Source organism: Marinobacter sp. LA51, assembly GCF_030297175.1.
GTDB lineage: Bacteria > Pseudomonadota > Gammaproteobacteria > Pseudomonadales > Oleiphilaceae > Marinobacter > Marinobacter apostichopi.
Genome location: NZ_AP028070.1, coordinates 361,021 through 377,147, shown reverse-complemented (window position 1 = coordinate 377,147; position 16,127 = coordinate 361,021). Strand labels below are relative to the sequence as shown.

At 58.1% G+C, this 16,127-nt stretch carries 17 protein-coding genes; 9 read left to right on the top strand and 8 right to left on the bottom strand.

Annotated elements, in window-relative coordinates; translation table 11 throughout:
- Position 1 precedes the first annotated feature (1 nt).
- The 7 genes from benD to QUE89_RS01610 all read right to left on the bottom strand — a co-directional run bounded on the left by benD (position 2) and on the right by QUE89_RS01610 (position 6,195).
- Positions 2–781: a benzoate diol dehydrogenase BenD gene (benD, locus tag QUE89_RS01640; protein WP_286221565.1), complete on the bottom strand. Its 780-nt coding sequence runs from the start codon at positions 779–781 to the stop codon at positions 2–4.
- Positions 778–1,806 carry a benzoate 1,2-dioxygenase electron transfer component BenC gene (benC, locus tag QUE89_RS01635; protein WP_286221564.1) on the bottom strand — a complete coding sequence of 343 codons (1,029 nt, stop codon included), beginning with the start codon at positions 1,804–1,806 and terminating at the stop codon, positions 778–780. Before benC ends, benD begins: the two co-directional genes overlap by 4 nt.
- Positions 1,807–1,826: 20 nt before the next feature.
- The gene (gene benB, locus QUE89_RS01630) at positions 1,827–2,318 is read right to left on the bottom strand and encodes a benzoate 1,2-dioxygenase small subunit (protein WP_286221563.1); all 492 of its coding nucleotides are present in this window, start codon (positions 2,316–2,318) and stop codon (positions 1,827–1,829) included.
- On the bottom strand, positions 2,315–3,706 hold the full coding sequence (locus tag QUE89_RS01625; protein ID WP_286221562.1) for a Rieske 2Fe-2S domain-containing protein: 1,392 nt from the start codon (positions 3,704–3,706) through the stop codon (positions 2,315–2,317). Before QUE89_RS01625 ends, benB begins: the two co-directional genes overlap by 4 nt.
- A 31-nt stretch (positions 3,707–3,737) precedes the next feature.
- Positions 3,738–4,679: a catechol 1,2-dioxygenase gene (gene catA / locus QUE89_RS01620; protein WP_286221561.1), complete on the bottom strand. Its 942-nt coding sequence runs from the start codon at positions 4,677–4,679 to the stop codon at positions 3,738–3,740.
- Between the two features lie 69 nt (positions 4,680–4,748).
- Positions 4,749–5,039: a muconolactone Delta-isomerase gene (gene catC / locus QUE89_RS01615; protein ID WP_286221560.1), complete on the bottom strand. Its 291-nt coding sequence runs from the start codon at positions 5,037–5,039 to the stop codon at positions 4,749–4,751.
- Positions 5,040–5,073: 34 nt separating this feature from the next.
- Positions 5,074–6,195 carry a muconate/chloromuconate family cycloisomerase gene (locus tag QUE89_RS01610; protein ID WP_286221559.1) on the bottom strand — a complete coding sequence of 374 codons (1,122 nt, stop codon included), beginning with the start codon at positions 6,193–6,195 and terminating at the stop codon, positions 5,074–5,076.
- Positions 6,196–6,301: 106 nt separating this feature from the next.
- On the opposite strand from QUE89_RS01610, the gene QUE89_RS01605 reads away from it, so the two are divergent.
- Positions 6,302–7,204 carry a LysR family transcriptional regulator gene (locus QUE89_RS01605; protein ID WP_286221558.1) on the top strand — a complete coding sequence of 301 codons (903 nt, stop codon included), beginning with the start codon at positions 6,302–6,304 and terminating at the stop codon, positions 7,202–7,204.
- Here the strand turns inward: QUE89_RS01605 and QUE89_RS01600 are convergent, their stop codons facing one another.
- The gene (locus tag QUE89_RS01600; protein ID WP_286221557.1) at positions 7,205–7,984 is read right to left on the bottom strand and encodes an IclR family transcriptional regulator domain-containing protein; all 780 of its coding nucleotides are present in this window, start codon (positions 7,982–7,984) and stop codon (positions 7,205–7,207) included.
- Positions 7,985–8,181: 197 nt separating this feature from the next.
- On the opposite strand from QUE89_RS01600, the gene QUE89_RS01595 reads away from it, so the two are divergent.
- The 8 genes from QUE89_RS01595 to QUE89_RS01560 all read left to right on the top strand — a co-directional run bounded on the left by QUE89_RS01595 (position 8,182) and on the right by QUE89_RS01560 (position 16,126).
- Positions 8,182–8,997, top strand: a complete 816-nt coding sequence (locus QUE89_RS01595; protein ID WP_286221556.1) for a CoA transferase subunit A — start codon at positions 8,182–8,184, stop codon at positions 8,995–8,997.
- Positions 8,997–9,785 (top strand): CoA-transferase subunit beta, encoded by a 789-nt coding sequence (locus tag QUE89_RS01590; RefSeq protein ID WP_286221555.1) that lies wholly within the window; start codon positions 8,997–8,999, stop codon positions 9,783–9,785. The genes QUE89_RS01595 and QUE89_RS01590 overlap by 1 nt, the downstream gene beginning before the upstream one ends.
- 8 nt (positions 9,786–9,793) lie before the next feature.
- Positions 9,794–10,996 carry a 3-oxoadipyl-CoA thiolase gene (gene pcaF, locus QUE89_RS01585; protein ID WP_286221554.1) on the top strand — a complete coding sequence of 401 codons (1,203 nt, stop codon included), beginning with the start codon at positions 9,794–9,796 and terminating at the stop codon, positions 10,994–10,996.
- A gap of 14 nt (positions 10,997–11,010) precedes the next feature.
- Positions 11,011–11,799 (top strand): alpha/beta fold hydrolase, encoded by a 789-nt coding sequence (locus tag QUE89_RS01580; protein WP_286221553.1) that lies wholly within the window; start codon positions 11,011–11,013, stop codon positions 11,797–11,799.
- 153 nt (positions 11,800–11,952) lie between these two features.
- Positions 11,953–12,873: a methyl-accepting chemotaxis protein gene (locus QUE89_RS01575; RefSeq protein ID WP_286221552.1), complete on the top strand. Its 921-nt coding sequence runs from the start codon at positions 11,953–11,955 to the stop codon at positions 12,871–12,873.
- Between the two features lie 145 nt (positions 12,874–13,018).
- The gene (locus QUE89_RS01570; protein WP_286221551.1) at positions 13,019–14,194 is read left to right on the top strand and encodes an ABC transporter substrate-binding protein; all 1,176 of its coding nucleotides are present in this window, start codon (positions 13,019–13,021) and stop codon (positions 14,192–14,194) included.
- A 98-nt stretch (positions 14,195–14,292) separates the two neighbouring features.
- Positions 14,293–15,156 (top strand): branched-chain amino acid ABC transporter permease, encoded by an 864-nt coding sequence (locus QUE89_RS01565; RefSeq protein WP_286221550.1) that lies wholly within the window; start codon positions 14,293–14,295, stop codon positions 15,154–15,156.
- 13 nt (positions 15,157–15,169) lie between these two features.
- Entirely contained in the window at positions 15,170–16,126 is a 957-nt protein-coding gene (locus QUE89_RS01560; protein ID WP_286221549.1) for a branched-chain amino acid ABC transporter permease, read from the top strand.
- The last annotated feature ends 1 nt before the right edge of the window (position 16,127 follow it).

Here is a 16,127-nt window from a genome sequence, read left to right as displayed (position 1 = left end):
GTTAACCCAGGTCTCCGCCTGCCACAGGCAGGACGGTGCCGGTCATGTAAGATGACGCATCCGATGCGAGGAACAGGATAGGTTCCGCCTGTTCGTCCAGGGTTCCATAGCGATGCATGAAGCTGTTTTCCGTGGTCTGGTCTATCAGCGACTGGTACCAGGCCTTTTCCTGTTCGCTCTGTTCCTTGGCGTTGCGAGGTGTCAGCCGCGGGGGTGCCTCGGTACCGCCCGGCGCCGCCGCATTTACGCGAATATTGTGAGAGGCATACTCGTACGCCATATTCACGGTCATGGCATTCACACCGCCCTTGGCGGCACCATAAGGCACTCGCATCAGGCCCCGGGTGGCCACCGATGACACGTTCACAATCACGCCACCGTTTTGCTTCAGCATGTAAGGTAAGACAGCGCGACAACTCCACAAGGTGGTGAACAGCGAGCGCTGGATTTCCTTTTCAATCTGCTCCGGGGTGTAGTGTTCGAAAGGCTGCGCCCAGATCGTACCGCCGACATTGTTGACCAGGATATCAATGCGTCCGTACTGCTTTTGCGCCTCGGCCATCACCGTTTCAGCACCGGCCCAGGTTTCCAGGTTGGCCAGCACCGCCACAGCATCAGCACCCTGGTCACGGAGTTCGGCTGCAACGCCCTGCACATAATCAGCAATATCAACCAACACCAGCCGGGCGCCTTCGGCAGCCGCCAGTTCGGCGACTCGCTTGCCAATTCCCTGGGCAGCGCCAGTAATCACCATAACCTTGTCGGTGAAGCGGGCTTTCATGCGACGTTCTCCTTGGCCGCAGGCGCACTGGGCGTGAACTTCTCGTAGTGGAACGAATTCGGCTCGATGCCCTGCTCCCGGAAAAACCCGAGCACGGAATCCACCATCGGCGGTGGCCCGCACAGGTAGACATCGACATCGCCATCATTGAGCGGCGCCTCGTCCATGTGTTCGGTGACATAGCCCTTACGTGGGTGATCGCTGTCCTCTCCGGACACCACCGTGACGTAGCTGAAGTTGTCCAGCTCCGCAGCAAAGCGATCCAGGATATCCAGGCACACCAGGTCGTCGTCATTGCTGACGCCATACACCAGATGAGTCGGTTGATCACAACCGTGGACCTTCAGATACTCCAGTTTCGCCAGCATCGGTGCCAGGCCAGTGCCGCCCGCCAGCATCAGGATCGACCGCTCAACCGGGCGCAAGTAGAAACTGCCCATGGGCCCGGTCAATGTCACCTTATCCCCGGTGCGCGCCTTGCCCACTAACCATGAGCTCATCAGACCACCCGGCACGTTGCGAATCAGGAAGCTCAGGTCCCGGCTGCCAGGTTTGGAGCTGAAGGAGTAGGCGCGCGTTTCCTCGGTGTCGGGCACCTGGATGTTCACGTACTGCCCGGGGAGGAAAGCTATGTCGTCGTCCGCAGCGATCTTCAGCTCGATCGACGTTGGCGAGATCAGGTTCACCTCCGCCACCGTTCCGGTCACTTCGGCATTGCCGGTCTTGCACATAGTTGAGGCAACCGGGACTTCCACCACACAATCGCTGGAGGGCACCATCTGGCAAGTCAGTACCATGCCACGGTCCGCTTCCTCGTCTGACAAGGCTTCGTCGATGTACTCCTCGCCCATGTCGAAGTCGCCCTGGTGGCAGGCACCTTTGCAGGTACCACAAACGCCGTCGGAGCAGTCCATCGGCAGGTTGATCTGCGCGCGGTAGGCGGCATCCAGGACCGTTTCACCGTCATTGCAGGAAACGAACCGGGTCACGCCGTCTTCAAAGTTAAGCGCAATGTTGTAACTCATGATGATGCTCTCCCCATCAATTACAGGTGGTAGACGTCCAGCACCTGATTGATGCAATCGTTGTTCAGAACCATTCGCTTCTCCCGGATTACGGGCTGCTCACCGGTAATATCCAGGGTGTAGAAGGAGGTTCCGAAGAATTCCGCCGTTTGCTTGTAGCGATAGGCCTTGGTCAGCCAGTTGAACCGCAGCTTCACTTCACTGTCGCTCTGGGACAGAATTTCCAGATTGCTGGTGAAGTGCGTGGTGCGTGGCTCAGGCATGGAGCTGGCACCAGAACGCTCGGTCTTGATCCGATAGATCCGGTCCTCCAGCCCCTCTTTGTTGGGGTAGTAGATGAGCGAGATCTCGCTTTGTGGATCCTCGGTCAGCTCATCGTCATCGTCCCAGGCCGGCATCCAGTAGGTGACGTCCTCGTGGTAGCACTCCAGCCACTTGTCCCACTCGCGATCATCCAGAAAACGGGCCTCACGGATGATGAACTGTTCGATATCGTGGTAGCTCAGGCTCATGCGGACGCCTCCTCTGAATCTGTTGAACTCGAAGCCAGGGGAATGAAACGGGCACGCTCAGCTTCGATGGCACGGGTCATTTCCACCTGCCAGTGTTTGTGGTGATTTACGTACAGGCCTTCGTCGTCCGGCCGCGCACCACTCATGGTCGGCTTCATGTCGATCTGGTTGGCATGCTCGTCTGGGCCGTCGATCCAGTGTGCAGCGCCCCGGCTCATGTCGTTCCAGCGCATATCCCGGGCTTCATAGCCGTTCTGGCAGGCACGGAATTCCTCGAGGTCGTCCGGGGTGCCCATGCCGGTCACATTGAAGAAATCCTCGTACTGACGGATGCGCTTGGCGCGCAACTCGGCCGGTTCGTTCTTCGGACCAAAGCCATAGATGGTCACTTCGGTCTTGTTGACACCAATGGGGCGGGTCACCCGAATCTGGGTGGAGAACTGGTCCATCAGGTAGACATTCGGGTACAGGCACAGGTTCTTGGTGGTGCGGACAATGGAGTCGGCACGGGCCTCGCCGTAGGTCTTTTGAAGACGTTCCAGTTGACTGAAAATCGGGCGCACTTCCGGGTTCAACAGCCGGGTCCACAACATCATGTGGCCATTCTCGAACGAGTAGAAACCGCCCTCGGCCGACCAGCTCTTGGCATCGACGGCTTCGGTGCCACCCTTGTCGTAGTTACGCTGTCCCATGGTCGACAGGTAATTCCAGTGCACCGTGCCGACGTGGTAGCCATCGGCACCATTTTCCGCGGTCAGCTTCCAGTTGCCTTCGTAGGTGTAAGTTGAGCTGCCCCGCAGTACTTCCAGGCCGTCTTCCGACTGATCAACGATGTTGTCGATGATCTTGGTGGTTTCACCCAGATGCTCCTCGAGCGGCATCACGTCGGCATTGAGACTACCGAACAGGAAGCCACGGTAGTTCTCAAACTTGGGCATCTGCTTCAGATCGTGGGAGCCGTCGGTATTGAACTGCTCCGGGTAACCGCCCTTCTTCTGGTCCTTGGCCTTCAAAAGCTGACCGTCGTTGCGGAAAGTCCAGCCGTGGAACGGGCAGGTAAAGGAGGTCTTGTTACCGCGCTTCTTGCGGCACAGAGTCGCGCCCCGATGCGAGCAGGTATTGAGAATGGCTTTGAGCTCGCCGTCCTTGGTGCGAGTGATGATCACCGGCTGTCGACCCACGGTCACGGTGAAGTAATCGCCCGGCTCCGGTATCTGGCTCTCATGGGCCATATATACCCAGTTGCCTTCGAAGATGTACTTCATCTCCAGGTCAAACAGCTCCTGGTCGGTAAAAATGCCCCGGTCGCACTGGTAGCGTCCGGTTTCAGGGTCGGCAACAACAGCGCTGCGAACCTTGTCTGCGAGTTTTTCGAGTTTATTGGTCATGTCGTTCACTCCGTCTTGTTCTTGGTGGCGCTCAGGCGACGTCGGCTTCCAGGGCGCGACGACGTGCGTGGCGCTCTTGAAGCTCAGGCTTGTCCGTGGCTACCAACGCAACGTTGAACTCCACTTCGGTAATCGGTCCGGTAACGCCGTGGCGGGCGCCGTCTTCGGACTGTTCAACACGCTTGGCTTCAACCACCAGTTCTTCGCGGGTGGCAAAGGCAAAGTCGTCGAAGGTGTACTCATCACCGGCAATGTTGATCTGGGTAGTCAGATGCTTGTAACCCGGCTTGGACACGAAGTAATGAATGTGCGCCGGACGCTGGCCATGGCGGCCCAGGTGGTTCAGCAGCTGCTGGGTTGAACCCTCCGGTGGGCAACCGTATCCAGATGGCATGATGCTCTGGGCAGCGTAACGGCCTTCGGCATCGGTCTTGATGCGGCGACGCAGGTTGTACTCGCTCTGGGACTGATCAAAGTAGGAGTAGGCGCCTTTGGTATCGGCGTGCCAGATGTCGACAATGGCGTCGGCCAGCGGCGCACCGTTTTCGTCGGTGATCTGGCCCTTGATCAGGACCACTTCGGCTTCGGTATCCGAGCCGTCGTCCATACGATCAAAGCCTTCACTCAAGGGGGCTCCGGCCACATACAACGGACCTTCAATGGTACGGGGGGTGCCACCGGTCAGGCCGGCCTGCTCGTCTTCGGCGTCCTGACGGATGTCCAGGTAGCGGTCCATACCCAGGCCCGGTGCCAGCAAGGCTACTTCACCATTGGCACCCAATTCGCCCACGTAATAGACGGCACTCCAGAATTCTTCGGGCGTGACATCAAAATCTTCCACGATCTGAAAGATATCGTGCATGACGCGGTGAACGATTTTCTTCATTCGCTCATCGCCACCGTCCTTGTTGAGGCCGGCTACCTTTTCCAGCAGGTCCTTCACTTCCGGGGTTTGCATGGTTTTAACGGTCATTGTTGGTCTCCCAATTCTTTTGTTGTTGTTGCTTTGATCAGCTCATCGGTTAGCAACGGGGCGTTGGATTTAACGATCGTCCTGTTGGATGGACGACGGGTGCCGGCACAGGGGCGCGACAGTGATATCCATGTAGGGAAACAGCGGCAGGTTGCTGATCAGCTCCTGCAATTCCGCGTTGTCTTCCACATCAAAAATGCTGACGTTGGCGTAGCTTCCTGCCACCCGCCAGAGGTGACGCCATTTGCCCTGCTCTTGCAGGCCCTGGGCGTAGGCTTTTTCCCGAGCCTTGATGTCAGCCGCAACTTCTGCCGGCATGTCGTGGGGAATATTCACCTTCATCTCGACTTTAAACAGCATGTGCTTTCCTCCGTTCTCGATGTCTTCCGGCGCCTCAGGCTTTCCGGCTGTAATAGGTCAACTTGTCTTCATCAAGCTCGATTCCCAGGCCTGGGCCCTCGGGTAGATCGACACCGTGGTCGTGAAAGCGCAAGGGCTTGGCTACGATGTCGTCCTTCATCAGCAAGGGACCGAACATCTCCGTCCCCCAGTGCAGGGTTTCCAGGGTGGACCAGGCGTGCAGCGAGGCCACAGAGCCGATCGTGCCCTCCAGCAGGGTGCCGCCGTACAAGCCGATACCGGCCGCCTGGGCAACGGAAGCCTGCTCAAGGGCCCGAATCGGCCCACCGGCCTTGGCGATCTTCATGGCAACAGCGCCACTAAAGCCGGCCGCAGCCAGGGCGTACATATCCTTGGCATCCGCTACGGCTTCGTCCGCAAGAATCGGCAGATGGAATTTGTTGGACAGGCGCACCAGCGCGGCATAGTCCTTCATTGGGGTGGGCTGTTCGACCAGATCGATGCCGGCAGCCTGAAGCTCAGCCATACCTTTCGCGGCAGTGGCTTCGTCCCAGGCCTGATTGACATCAACACGAACACTGGCCGACTCACCGACAGCCTCTTTGATGGCGGCCACATGACGGACATCGTCCATCAAACGGCGGGAACCGATCTTGAGTTTGAAGTCACAATGCCGACGGGTTTCGATGAGACCGCGGGCTTCTTCAATATCTTGGTCGGTATCACCGCTGGCCAGAGTCCACAGCACCGGAATGTGCCGATGGACCGCCCCGCCAAGTAGATCCGCTACCGAACGATTCAGGCGTTTGCCCTGCAGATCCAGCAACGCTGTTTCAATGGCCGACCGTGCCAGGTTGTTACCGCGGGTGGAGCGGTTTAACATTACTCTCAGGGTATTGATATTCTCGGCTGGCTGGCCAATCAGTTGCGGAGTGAAATAGGTGTCAATCGTAAGTTTCACGCTTTCCGGGCTCTCTGCACCGTAAGCCAGGCCACCGATGGTGGTGGCCTCACCCAGGCCCTCAAGCCCATTGGAGTCCGTCATCCGCACGATCACCATGCTCTGAACCCCCATGGTTGTCATGGAGAGCTTATGGGGGCGGATGGTCGGGATATCGACCAATACTGCCTCAATGGACTGGATGGTTGCGGACATGGGATCTCCGGATCACGAATTAAAAAACCTGTGATTCGAACAATACGAAGTTCCACGGACACGAACCAATATTGATTAAGTAGCAACCGATACCCTGGAGGTATGGATGGAGCTGAGACACCTGCGGTACTTCGTTGCAGTGGGAGATGAAGGCAACCTGACTCGGGCGGCAGAAAAATTGTTCATTGCGCAACCACCATTAACCCGCGCCATGAAACAACTTGAAGAGGAAGTCGGAGTCGAATTATTCATCCGCAAACCCCGGGGACTGGAGCTGACCAACGGCGGTGAGTTTTTCCTGGAACAGGCCCGGCAGATTCTGGACAAAGTTGCGGCAACGGTGGAGGACACCCAGCGTATTGCCCAGCATCGCAAGACCATTTTCTCCATCGGCTTCGTACCGTCGGTGTTCTATGGCCAACTGCCATTGATGGTACGGAGACTGCGGCGAAACAAAAATCTGGAGATTGTCCTGCACGAGCTGAAAACTCGCGAGCAGGTCGAAGCCCTGAAAACGGGCAAGATCGATATCGGCTTTGGAAGAGTCAGTATTGACGATCCGGATGTGGAGCAGGAACTGCTTTTTGACGAGCCCATCATCGCCGCCATCCCATCCGGACATGAGCTGACCCGCAATCCACCGTCCATGAAAGACCTATCCCACTGGCCGATGGTGGTTTTTCCTTCAGGGCCGGGACCCAACTTTGCCGACATCACTCAGGGCCTGTTCCACCGGCGTGGGCTGAAGGTGCATGTCAGCCAACATGTGAACGACCTGCAAACGGCGCTATCACTGGTGGCCTCCGAGATGGGATTCACTCTGGTGCCGGAGCAGGTTCGCAAACTTAACCGTGAAGGCGTGGACTTTACACCGCTGGAAGACCCCAACATCACCACCCCGGTGATCGCCTCCCGCCGGCGAGGGGAAAACCCGAACGCGGTCATGCGCCTGGCCAACACGATCCTGGATGAACTGGTGCAAAATCGCCTGACCGGGCGCTACCCGTGATCAGCGGGCTGCCTGTCTGATCTTCTCGGCAACATCCTGGAGCCGCGGGAGATACAGGCCCATGAGGGTATCCATATCCACCCTGGCGGCATTGGTACTGACGTTGATGGCGCCCAGTAGCTCACCGCTACCTGCAAAGACCGGCACAGCCACCGACCGAAGGCCCTGATCCAGCTCCTGGTCCACCAGAGAGTACCCCTGCTCGCGCACCCTTTGAATCTCATTTCGCAAAGCGTCTACCGAGGTAACCGAGGAAGGCGTTAGTGCAGATAACTGAACCCGTCCGAGAAAGGCGTCCAGCTCGTGATCCGGCAATTGACCCAGCAGCACTCGACCCATCGAGGTGTATGCCGCTGGCAATCGCGTCCCCACCGAGAGCGTGATTGCCATAAGCCGATGCCGTGCGGCAGAACGAACAACATAGACCACGTCGTCACCATCGAGCACAGCCAGTGACGAAGACTCCCCCAGCTCCGCCGTGATGGCTTCGAGATACTGTTGAATCACCGCCCGATACTGATTCGACGCCTGGTAGGCGTAGCCCAGCTGTAGAACCCGAGGCGTGAGTTCGAACTGGCGCCCGGCCCGCTTCACAAACCCGAGTGCCTGCAATGTCAGCAGGAAACGCCGCGCTTTGGCCCGGTCCATTTCCGTTCGCGCTGCCACTTCGCTCAACGTCATGCGTGGGTGCTCCGCATCGAAGGCCTGAAGTATTTCCAGCCCGGCAGCCAGTGCACCCACGTAATCCCGATCTCCGGGCTTGAGAATTTTATCGTCCATTTAAGCTCCTTAAGCGCCCTTGGAAGTCAGGGTCAGCGCATGGTAGCAGCTCGTTCGCACTCCGAACATTCGTGCACCCAGCCAAATTGATGAAATTTTGTACTTGACGCTGCAAATCGAATCACGCCATGATGTTCGCATAATAAACTTATGTTCGTATATCGAACTTATTGTCAAATCACGATGGAGACACTGCGATGGCTGAATTCCTCTCTCTCCGGGACGCGGTAAGCAAACACATCAACAACGGTGACACCGTTGCGATGGAGGGCTTTACCCACCTGATCCCGTTCGCTGCAGGCCACGAAATCATCCGTCAGGAAAAACGTGACCTGACACTGATCCGTATGACCCCAGACCTGGTGTACGACCAGATGATTGGGGCCGGCTGCGCCAAGAAACTGATCTTCTCATGGGGCGGCAACCCGGGGGTCGGCTCGCTGCACCGCCTACGGGATGCGGTCGAGAAAAGCTGGCCAAACAAGCTGGAAATCCTGGAACACAGTCACGCCGCCATGGCCTGCGCCTATGAAGCAGGTGCCGCGGGCCTGCCGCTGGCCGTTCTGCGCGGCTATGTCGGCAGCGATCTGCCAAAGGTGAACGATCAGATCAAGTTCATTGAGTGCCCATTCACCGGAGAACGCCTGGCCGCCGTACCGTCCGTGCGCCCGGATGTTGCAGTCATTCATGCCCAGCGTGCCGATCGCAAAGGCAACGTGCTGATCGAAGGCATTGTCGGCATCCAGAAAGAAGTCGTACTGGCCGCCAAACGCAGCATCGTCACCGTTGAAGAAGTGGTGGATGATCTTGGCGCTTCCGTGAACGCCTGCGTGCTGCCGTCCTGGGCTGTTACTGCCATTGCCGAAGCCCCCAAAGGCGCGAGCCCGTCCTATGCGCTGGGCTATTACGACCGCGACAACGCTTTCTACAAAGAGTGGGACGGCATCGCCCGGGACCGAGACACCTTCCAGGCCTGGCTGAAAGACAATGTTTTTGAAAAAGGAGCTGCGTGATGAGCCTCGAATTTTCCTCTTCAGAAATGATGAGTGTCACTGCCGCCCGCGCACTGACCAATGACATGACCTGCTTTGTCGGCATCGGCCTGCCCAGTGAAGCCGCCAACCTGGCACGGCTGACCCACGCCCCCGATGTTACCCTGATCTACGAGTCCGGCACCCTGCAGACCAAACCGGACGTCTTGCCGCTGTCCATCGGTGATGGCGAACTGTGCGAATCGGCGTTGACCACGGTCGGCGTTCCGGAGATGTTCCGTTACTGGCTCCAGGGCGGCCACATCAGCGTCGGTTTCCTGGGCACCGCCCAGATCGACCGCTTCGCCAACCTGAACACCACCCTGATCGGTGATTACCGGGAGCCCAAAGTGCGCCTGCCCGGTGGCGGTGGTGCCCCGGAAATCGCCACCAACGCGAAGGAAGTCTTCATTACCGTGAAGCACTCCAAGCGCACCTTCGTGAAGGACGTGGATTTCGTGACCACCGTTGGTTTCGGCCGTGACGGCAAGGCCCGGGATAACGTGCCCAATATTGGTCGCGGCCCCACGGTGGTGATCACTGACCTGTGCATTCTCAAGCCAGACCCGGACACCAAGGAGCTGGTGGTGACTTCCCTGCACCCGAACGTGACCCGGGAAGACGTTATCGAGGCGACCGGCTGGGAAATCCGTTTTGCGGATCAGCTGGAGACCACACCGGAGCCGTCTGCCAAAGAGCTTGAGATTTTACGTGATCTGAAAGCGCGCACTCATGCCCATCACGCTTCAACTCAATCGGGCCAACAGTGAGGTTCACCATGACTGACGTATTTCTCTGCCATCCCCGCCGTTCCGCCATTGGCCGCTTTGGCGGAAGCCTGGCCAGCGTGCGCCCTGATGATCTCGCTGCGCATATTTTCAAGGCCGTACTGGAGCAGGCGCCAGACCTGAACCCGGCCGCAATCGACGAAGTCATGATGGGCAGCGCCAACCAGGCCGGCGAAGACAACCGCAACATCGCTCGGATGTCGGCCCTGCTGGCCGGCTTGCCGACGTCAGTACCAGGCACCACCCTTAACAGATTGTGTGGTTCCGGCATGGACGCCGTCGGCACCGCATTCCGGGCGATTCGTGCCGGCGAAATGGAGCTGGTACTGGCCGGTGGCGTGGAATCCATGTCCCGCGCGCCCTATGTCATGGGCAAGGCTGACTCCGGTTTTTCACGGGGCCAGAAGATCGAGGACACCACCATTGGGTGGCGCTTCGTGAATCCTCTGATGAAGCAGCAGTACGGCATTGACTCCATGCCTGAAACGGCGGAAAACGTCGCCGAGCAGTACCAGGTGTCGCGGGAGGACCAGGACCTGTTTGCCTTCCGTTCTCAGGAAAAAACTGCCCGGGCTCAACAGGACGGCATCTTCGCCGAGGAAATCGTGCCGGTATCCATTCCTCGCCGCAAGCAGGAGCCGTTGGTGTTTGATACCGATGAGCATCCGCGCAGCAGTAGCCTGGAAAAACTGGCAGCCTTACCGACTCCGTTCCGGGACAATGGTAGCGTGACTGCAGGCAATGCTTCCGGGGTTAATGACGGTGCGGCAGCCATGCTGGTGGCCAGCGAAGCCGCAGTAAAGGCCCAGGGCCTGAAGCCCATGGCCAAGATCCTCGGGATGGCCACTGCCGGTGTTGAGCCACGCGTCATGGGCATTGGCCCGGTCCCGGCGGTGCGCAAACTGCTCGAGAAGCAGGGCATCGGTGTCGACGAGCTTGACGTTATTGAGCTGAATGAAGCCTTTGCCTCCCAGGGACTCGCCGTATTGCGTGAGCTGGGCATTGCCGACGACGATAGCCGGGTAAACCCCAATGGTGGTGCCATCGCCCTGGGCCACCCGCTGGGCATGTCCGGCGCCCGCCTGCTGATGACGGCGGCCCACCAGCTGCAGCGCACCGGTGGCCGCTACGCCCTGTGCACCATGTGTGTGGGCGTGGGCCAGGGCATTGCTACACTCATCGAACGGGTCTGAGCGAGGAAACGACCATGGCATTTTTAAAAGAAAACGGCCGGACCATCTGTTACCGCCTGCTTGGCGACAGCGCAAAACCCTTATTGGTGCTTGCCCACCCTCTGGGTATGACTCAGGGCGTCTGGGACGACATGCTACCGGCTCTGCTCGAAAGGTTTCGAGTGCTAACCTGGGATCTTCCCGGCCACGGCGCCAGTGCCAGCTGGCCAGAAGCCAGTGACGAGATCACCCCAGAATACCTGGCGCACGAGACGTTGCTGTTAGTGAAACAGGCAGGAGCAACCTCTTTCCACTTCGCTGGCACCTCCATCGGAGGCGTCATTGGCCAACAACTGATCAGCCAGCACTCGGACCAACTGCTGTCCGCAACACTGACCAATACCGGCGCCGTTATTGGCACCCCCGAAGCCTGGAACCAGCGCTCAGCCAACGTCGGCAAGCTGGGGCTCGCCGCCATGGCTTCAGACATAGTGCCACGCTGGTTCGGCCAGGCGGCGTGCGATGCCGAACCGGCGCTGCTGGATGGCTGGCAGGTCATTATGGGACGGGGTGACGGGCGCAGTTACGGACTGTTGTGTGAAATGCTCGGACGCTGCGACTTCCGTGGCCGGTTGGCCGGACACAAGCTCCCGATCCTGCTGCTTGGCGGTCGCGACGATGTAGCAACACCGCCGGACACGCTAAAGACACTGGGCGAACACTGTGATGGCAAGGAGCCGGTTATTCTGGACGGAATAGGTCACGTACCCTCCGTGGAGTGCCCCGACCAGTTCTGCGATCTGCTGGTACAACACTGCGTTTGATCGTTCTCACCAAACAGACTGGCGTGAGCCAGCCTGTTTGGTGGCCGGTGTTCAAAATACGGATAATGGTTTGCAGCCTACGGATAGGCTCAGGGGCTCGCAGCCCTTAGTTTCTTGTTGCAGAAACAACCTTAGTCCGATGGAACCCGAACCATGGCCAACACCGCCACCCTGGCCTCCGAGCCATCCCGCCCTACCAAATACTTTGCATTGATCGCACTCGCTGGCGTCTTTGCCGCCATTGTCACTCTTCTGCTCAGCGCCGATTCTGCAAAGGAGACTGTGCTCGCCTCAGTCGCCCTGGCATTCGCCAGCCTGTCCTGGCTTTGCTACCTGAAGTACCCGATCACAGTCACTGAAACCCGCTATGTCGAGGTCCCTGCCGAACCGCAACTGCCAGACCCCACACCTGAAGCACTTGCTCCTGAGCAGCCAGTGCAGGCGTCCGAACCTGACCCGGATCTCATGGCACACCTTGATGACCTGCGCGCCAACGTCGATTCGATCCTGGCCGAGATGGCCGAGGCCGGAAAGCTGGCCAAGGCATCCGGCGCAAAAGTGACCGAGAGCCACGCCTGCATCAGTGGCTCAGAGGCCGCCATCCGCGAGCTGGCAAGCTACATGGAACGCATCGACACGGTATTCAACGAACTGGGAAATCAGTCGGAAGAAATCGCCGACATCGTTGCAAAAATACAGGACATCGCCAAACAGACGAATCTGCTGGCGCTCAATGCCTCAATTGAGGCCGCCCGCGCCGGCGAACACGGTCGCGGGTTTGCGGTGGTTGCCGACGAAGTCCGCAACCTGTCTTTGCGGGCAAACCAATCCAGCGAGGACATTCGCGCCATAGCCGACAACCTGAATACCACAGCCACCGATGCCGGCGAGGGCATGGACCAGATTGCCAAGTCCTGCAACCACTGCCTGGAGCAATCCGGTGACGCGCTGCGCGCCATGGAGGCAATCCAAAGTGGCGCCGTGGCACGCATGCAGGTTGTACAGGGCATTACTGACCGACTTCAGATCCAGAAGGATCTGACCAGTCGCGTGTACGCGGACCTGTCGCGGTAAAACGATCACCCTGGTTTTCTTCGGTTCTGATTCTCCCCGTGCAGGCGTGCATACAGGGGACACCGGTGTGCAGAAAATGGATATTTCTGCACCGCTTTGACGCCTCTAATGACAGTACCGCACAACAACAATTTGAGGTGTTGAAATGAGCAGGATCAAAACACTTGCCGGTGCTGTACTGGCAACCACCCTTACCGCCGGGCTATCCACTACCGCCCTGGCAGCCGCTGGCGACACCGTGAAAGTCGGTGTCATGTTGCCATTCAGTGGCATATACGCACAGCTGGGCGAAGCCGGCCGCGATGGCCTGAAGCTGGCGCTGAAGGAAAACGCCGCCAACCTGCACGGCGCGGACATTGAATTTATTGAGCTGGATACCGAAGCCAAACCATCACGGGCTCCGGAACTGGCGTCGTCTCTGCTGAACCAACACGAAGCGGACTTTATAATTGGCCCGGTTCATTCCGGTGTTGCCATGGGAATGATCAAGATGCTTCGCGGCAAGGATACCGTGATGATCATTCCGAACGCAGGTGCGGCAGCGGCTACAGGCCCATTGTGCTCGCCCAACATGTTCCGGACGTCCTTCTCATCCTGGCAGCCGTCCTATCCCATGGGCAAAGTTGCTCTGGAAAAGGGTTACAAGAAAGTTTATGCCATCAGCTGGAACTACGGCATGGGCCGCGAGAGCCTGGACGCTTTTGAAGAGTCGTTCACTGCTGGCGGTGGCGAGATTGTCGAGAAAGTGCTCCTGCCCTTCCCATCTACCAACTTCCAGTCTCATGTGAGCTCCATCGCGGATACAAATCCCGATGCTGTATTCACCTTCTTCGCTGGCGGCGGTGCCATCAAGTTCGTGAAGGACTACGATGCCATGGGCCTGCGCGGCAAAATTCCGCTGCTGGGGTCCGGCTTCCTCACCGAAGGCACTCTGCAGGCGCAGGGCGACGCTGCCGAAGGCGTGATGACCGGTCTGCATTATGCAGAGCAACTGGATGTTCCCAAGAACCGGGAGTTCCGCAAAGCCTTCAATACCGAATACGGCCATTACCCGGACATCTACGCCGTACAGGGTTATGACGCGGGGCAGGCCATCGCCAACACCATTGATCAGCTCAAGGGTGACATTTCGGACAAGCAGGCCGTGATCAGCACCATGGAAAAGCTGACCATCGACAGCCCGCGTGGAGAGTTCACCTTCTCCAAGGCCCACAACCCGATCCAGAACGTCTATCTGCGGGAAGTGAAGAATGGCGTGAACGTGGTGCAGAGCGTCGCCGCAGCGGCGTTGGAAGACCCGGCTCGTGGTTGCAAACTCTGAGCACCGGCTCCGAAAGCCTCCGGCAATAGCCGGGGGCTAACCCGAAGTTACCTCCCCGTACCTGAACTGACTTCTCTGTAAAACCGTTGGGTATCACTATGTCTACCGAACTTATCTTCGTGCAACTCGTTAATGGTATCCAGTACGGGTTGCTGCTGTTTCTGATTGCCTCTGGTCTGACCCTTGTGTTTGGCGTAATGGGCATTCTCAATCTGGCCCATGGTTCCATGTACATGGTCGGCGCGTACCTGGTGTGGTACTTCGTCTCAATCACCGGCAGCTTTACGCTATCGGCGCTACTGTCCGCGGTGATCGCGCTAGGCCTGGGCATTCTGATCGAGCGGGTGCTGATACAGCGATTATACAATCGCAATCACCTGGATCAGGTGCTGCTAACCATCGGCATGATCTTCGTCTTCAACTCCCTGCAAAGCATTCTCTGGGGTAATGATCCTTACGGCGTTGCCGTTCCGGACGCGCTTGGCGGATCTGTCCCCTTCACTGACAACTCCAGCTACCCGATCTACCGCATTTTTGCGGCACTGATCTGCATCGCTATCGCCGCCGCGCTCTATTTCGTTGTCAGTAAAACCCGCCTGGGCATGCTGATCCGAGCCGGGGAATCCAACCGTGAAATGGTCGAAGCCCTGGGCGTCAACATCAAGAGCCTTTACACCATCGTGTTTGCCATTGGCGTCATGCTGGCCGCGGTGTCCGGCATTATCGCCGCACCGATGCGTTCCATCGTGCCGGGTATGGGCGAAAGCGTGCTGATCACCTGTTTCGTGGTGGTCGTCATCGGTGGCATGGGTTCGATTAAAGGTGCCTTTGTGGGTGCACTGTTAGTTGGCGTCATCAGCACGTTCGCAGCGGTGCTGATGCCCAGCATGTCCAACATGATTATTTACATCTTTATGATCCTGGTGCTGCTGGTGAAGCCCCAGGGCCTGTTCGCCAAGTAAGCGGGAGCCGAACATGATTTTCGAGAAACGCACCGAGCGCATTTTCCTGGCGATATTCTTTCTTATCGCCCTCTGCATCCCCCTGTTCCTGGAGGACAACTCGTTCTTCGTCGGAAAGGCCACCACCATCCTGATTCTGGCGGTGTTCGTGATGTCCCTGGATTTCCTGGTAGGCCGTGTTGGTCTGGTGACCCTTGGGCACGCCCTCTTTTACGGACTGGGTGGGTACCTGTTTGTAATTCTCACCCCGGAGTACGAAGCCGTTAATTTCTGGATTTATGCCGTCTACATCCTGGCAATCAGCGCCTTGATTGCCCTGGTTGTTGGTGTCGTCGTTCTGCGCACCTCCGGCATCTACTTCATCATGATTACCCTCGCGATATCGCAGATGGCCTACTACTTCTTCTTCGACTCTCTGGAGTTCGGGGGCAATGACGGCCTGTTCATCTTCATGAAGCCAGAGACCAGCATCTTTGGCCTGAACTTCCTGAATCTGGATAACCCAACGCACTTCTATTACCTGTCACTGCTGGCCGTACTGGTTACCCTGCTGGCCATCAAAATCACCCTGCGTTCACGCTTTGGCCGCATTGTCGAAGCCAGCCGTCTGAACCCTGAGCGAACCGAAGCCCTGGGCTACAACATTTTCGCGTTCCGCCTGATCAGCTACATCATTGGCAGCACCCTGGCCGCTTACGCCGGATTGCTGTTCGCCCTGCAGTACGGCTACGTGAACCCGCAGTTCATGACCTGGGAAATGTCCGGCACCGCGCTGGTGATGTCGATCCTCGGCGGTATGGGCACCATCTACGGCGCCATTCTCGGCACCATCACCTATGAAGGCCTGCAGTATTTCTTCGAGCACATGAGCGAAGACTGGATGCTGTTTATGGGCGGCGCCATCATCCTGATGGTCCTGCTGCTGCGCAAAGGCCTGGCCGGCTACCTCGAAAAACTGCTGGAGAAATGAT